The organism is Terriglobales bacterium (assembly GCA_035764005.1).
In the GTDB taxonomy this organism is placed as follows: domain Bacteria; phylum Acidobacteriota; class Terriglobia; order Terriglobales; family Acidobacteriaceae; genus Gp1-AA112.
This window is the reverse complement of the sequence record DASTZZ010000043.1, coordinates 1-4,320: the sequence shown is the minus strand read 5'-3', so window position 1 is coordinate 4,320 and position 4,320 is coordinate 1. Positions and strand designations below refer to the sequence as shown.

The following is a 4,320-nucleotide window of genomic DNA, read 5'->3' as shown; positions in this document are numbered from 1 at the left end:
ACGCTCAACATTGCTCGTGGTCTGAAGATCCCAATCTATGGTGCGGACTGCGCGCCCCGCGGAAATATTCGCCGAATCACCCAACGCGATCGGCATGCCGCCGATACAGTTGCGAGTGTTCGCAAGGACCACGCCAATGCTCTGATTCTGGTCATGTTCGGCGAATCGCATCTGGCGCCCACACACCTCCCGCGCGAGCTGCGGGAGCGATTCCCGAGCGACTGCATTCGGACAGTTCTGCAGAACGTGGATGAGCTTTACTTCCGCGCAGCAGGAGAACTCAGCGAGCGAGTCGCAGCGGTGCAGGTAGATGGGGACACGGCGGCCGTTTTTAACGCCACGCCGGTCGAAAAATGGCACAGTTATCGGCTCTGTATTTCCCGATGGCGAGACGAATCGCGCAAAGCGCCGGACTTTACGCCGCTCATTTATGACCTGATCGATGCTCTCCTGGCTTTCCTTCACATCGAGCGCTATGCCGATGAGGACAGCGGTTCGCGCTATTTCGTCGATTGCTATCCCGAGGTCGCGAACGTGCCTTCGATTACGCGTGCCGCAAGTCTTCTATGTCGAAAACCTCTGCAGCGAGCTCGGCGCGATGAAGTTATGGCGCAGCTGGTGAATCGAGGGAGCAGTTACATTCCCGAATTGAACCTTATGATCGCACATCGGCTCCGGATGGAAACCACAACATCTGACGCGGCGTCGTTTGTACATCACGCATGCCGCGACTTTGAAGCCGACCCCCCGAACCTGATCAGCGAGGAGGATGTGTACATCTCTGCTCTGCAGCACGCTCTGGTTCACTTCGGTGCGCAGGTTCTGTACCCCTCGGAGGCTGCAAACGAAGGGCGACTTCTGTCGCTGTACTCGCTGCCGAAAGAAGAAATCGAAGCCGGCACGCTCCTCTCCTATCGCGAGTACATCCGAGTGTTGGACTGCGTCATGCTGCACCGCGACTATGAGTGCCATCGCCGCAGCTACGCCGCCCGGCCCGCGCTGCTGCGCGAACTGCTGTCGTCCTCACCGGCTGCTGCGAGGGTGCTTGCCAGGCAACTAGGCCAGCTTCTCGGAGGCGATCTATATCGCGCCTATCTCGCAGGGCTCATCTCTCGCCGCGCGATTCGCTCGCTGTTTTTCCGCAAGTTGCAGGGCGGCAAAGCATGCGAAATCTATTTTTCGCTAGCGCGGTCAGTACGTTCGAGCCGCACGAATTCTTTGGCTGCATAGCCTTTCAGCCTCTCATTTCGCCACCCTTGTTACACTTTTCCGTTCACTTTTCTGCTTCAAGGAGCTTGGCTGTGAGGATTCCTCGTCTTTTCATCATTTTGTTATCGACGGCTGTGTACGCGCAGGAGGGCAATATGCCGTCGATCCCACAAATTTTCGCTGCCGGCGGAGTCACCGGACGCGCTCCCGAAACAGTTAAGTGGAGTCCTGACGGGGCGCGCGTTTCTTACGTCCTGGGGGACGACTCCGGAGAGCACAGCCAGCTCTACTACGTCGATGTGACGACTGGAAAGCCAGCTGTGCTGGTCGCGAGTGAAAAGATGGCGGCACTCTTTCCGCCTGAGAGTCGCGGTGGCAAGCAGGCGAAGGACGACCGAGATCGCGATCGCCGCAGCCGCTATTCCATCGCCGGCTACCATTGGGCGCCGGATTCCAAGCACCTGCTCTTCGACTCTAAAGGACAGCTTTGGTATTACACGCTTGAGACCGGAACGGGAATTCAAATTACGTCTGCACCCGAACCAAGCGCCGACCCGAAGTTCTCGCCCGATGGCAAGCGTCTTTCCTACACGCGCAAGCACAATTTATATGTGCGTCCGCTGACCGGCGAATCACGGGAAACGCAGCTCACGTTCACGACTGAGGACGATGGTGACAATGTGCTGAACGGCGAAGTTGATTGGGTGTATGAAGAAGAGCTCGATGTCCGCAGCAATTACTTCTGGTCGCCTGACGGCAAGCACATTGCCTATCTGCAGATGAATGAGACGCAGGTACCGGAGTATCCGATTACTGATTTCATCCTCGATCACCCTACCGTCGATCATCAGAAGTATCCGTACGCAGGGGACCCAAATCCGGAAGTGCGTGTTGGCGTGGTGGACTCGAACGGCGGTAAGACGCACTGGGTGAACATCTCCGGACTCACCGGCAAGCAGAGCAAGAACGACTATTACATTCCACGCTTTGGTTGGATCAGCAAAGATGTTCTGTACGTCCAGGTACTCAACCGCGACCAGAATCAGCTTGATCTTTATTTTGTCGACACACCGACCGGGCGCTCGCAGCTCATGCTCTCAGAGAAAGACGATGCCTGGGTGATGGTGAACGATGACTTCGAGATCCTGAAGCCCGGCGACAAGTTCCTGTGGAAGAGTTGGCGCGATGGACACAATCATCTGTATCTCTACCGCTTCAACAAGGGCAATCCGCTGAGCGCACCCGCGGAATTGGTTCGGCAGATCACGCGCGGGAATTTCGAAGTGACGAGTGTCGATGGATTCGATGAGGCTACCGGCACGATCTTCTACCAGTCGAACGAGGGCGATGATCGCCAGCGCCAAATCTATTCCATCAAGCTTGACGGCAGCGGCAAGCAGCGTCTTTCACGAGAAGATGGCAGTCACAAGGCCAGTTTTGCCGACAACGCGAAGTACTACGTCGATACCTACTCCGCGCTGCTCACACCTCCCCATATGTCGGTATGCTCGGCGTCCGGCTCGTGCAACGTCTTCTGGGCTTCGAAGCCGATTACTTCGTTCGACATCATCAAGCCGCAGTTCGTGGATTTCACTGCGGACGATGGCACCGTTCTTCATGGTCAGCTTCTGCTTCCTCCTGGCGCATCGGCGGAGCAGAAGGCTCCACTATTAATGAATCCCTATGGCGGTCCTGAGGCGCAGCAGGTGCAGGATCACTGGGGAGCGGCGAACTTCTTCTTCGATCAGATCCTCATGCATGACGGCATTGCGGTGCTTCGCGTCGATAACCGCGGTATGGGCTTTCGCGGCAAAAAGTTTGCGACTGCATTGCGGCACCATTTTGGGAACGTTGAACTGAACGATCAGCTCACTGCACTCGATCAGGCGCTGAATCGTTTTCCGCAGCTCGACGGCAATCGTCTGGGTTGGTGGGGCTGGAGCTACGGCGGCTTCATGGCCAGCTACGCGATGACGCACGCACGTCGCTTCAAAGCCGGAGTAGCGGTTGCGCCTGTTACTGACTGGCACGATTACGATTCCATCTACACGGAACGTTACATGGGATTGCCATCCGAGAATGCTGACGGATACAAATCCGGTTCGGTGCAGCAGAGTGCGGCGAATCTCAGTGGACATCTGCTGCTCGTGCATGGCACCAGCGACGACAACGTCCACATCCAAAACACCATGCAGCTCTCGCAGGCGTTCATCAATTCGGGAAAGCAGTTTGAAGTGCTGCTTTTTCCGCGGAAAACGCATGCCATTGCCGGAGTCGCTGCTCGAACCAACCTTTACGAACGAATCCGCGCTGAATTTGACGCAGAGCTGCTGGGCTGGTCGCAGGAGAAGATCGCTGCGTCGAATCCGCCATGGCCGACCTCGTCTGCTGCGCAGGGCGGTGGGCGTTGAGCGCAGCCGACCGGCCAACGCGCAAACTGGGCGAGTTCGAACTGACCATCCTTTCCGACGGCACGTACTACCTCGATGCCGGAGCGATGTTCGGAGTCGTGCCCAAGCCGCTTTGGGAAAAGAAAGTCAAAGCCGATGAGTTCAACCGCATGGCATGCGGTACCAATTCGGTACTCGTTCGCGCCCATGAACGATGGGTGCTGATCGAAACCGGCATCGGCAACAAGCTGCCGGAGAAGCTCGCAAATATCTACGACGCCAAAGCGCAACTACTGCGGGAGCTTGAGAAAACCGGAGTGCGCCGGCAGGAGATTGAAGTCGTTATCAATTCGCATCTGCACTTCGATCACTGCGGCTGGAATACATTCCGCAACGAGCGCGGCGAGATTGAGCCAACATTCCCCAACGCAATGTATTACGTCCAGCGCGGAGAATGGGAGCATGCCTTGAAGCAGCTTGAACGCGATCGCGTGAGCTACATTAGCGACAATTACGATCCCCTGCTGAAGAACGGCCAGATGCGTCTGCTCGACGGCGATGGCGAGGTGATGCTCGGAATCTCCGTTGTTCTATATCCCGGACACACGCGCAACATGCAGGCAATCATGCTTGAGAGCGAAGGTGAAAAGGCCTGCTATATCTCCGACCTGATTCCCACAACGAAGCACCTCGATCTCACGTGGGTGATGGCCTATGATCT

General features: G+C 56.7%; 3 protein-coding genes. All 3 read left to right on the top strand.

The window, feature by feature from the left end:
• Nucleotides 1-1,230: hypothetical protein (locus tag VFU50_07130; protein HEU5232617.1), on the top strand; the 1,230-nt coding region annotated here is incomplete at its 5' end.
• Between the two features lie 71 nt (nucleotides 1,231-1,301).
• Complete coding sequence (locus VFU50_07125) at nucleotides 1,302-3,620, top strand: S9 family peptidase (protein HEU5232616.1); 2,319 nt, start codon at nucleotides 1,302-1,304, stop codon at nucleotides 3,618-3,620.
• The coding region (locus VFU50_07120; GenBank protein ID HEU5232615.1) for an MBL fold metallo-hydrolase at nucleotides 3,581-4,320 on the top strand (740 nt) is incomplete at its 3' end. The genes VFU50_07125 and VFU50_07120, both read left to right, overlap by 40 nt.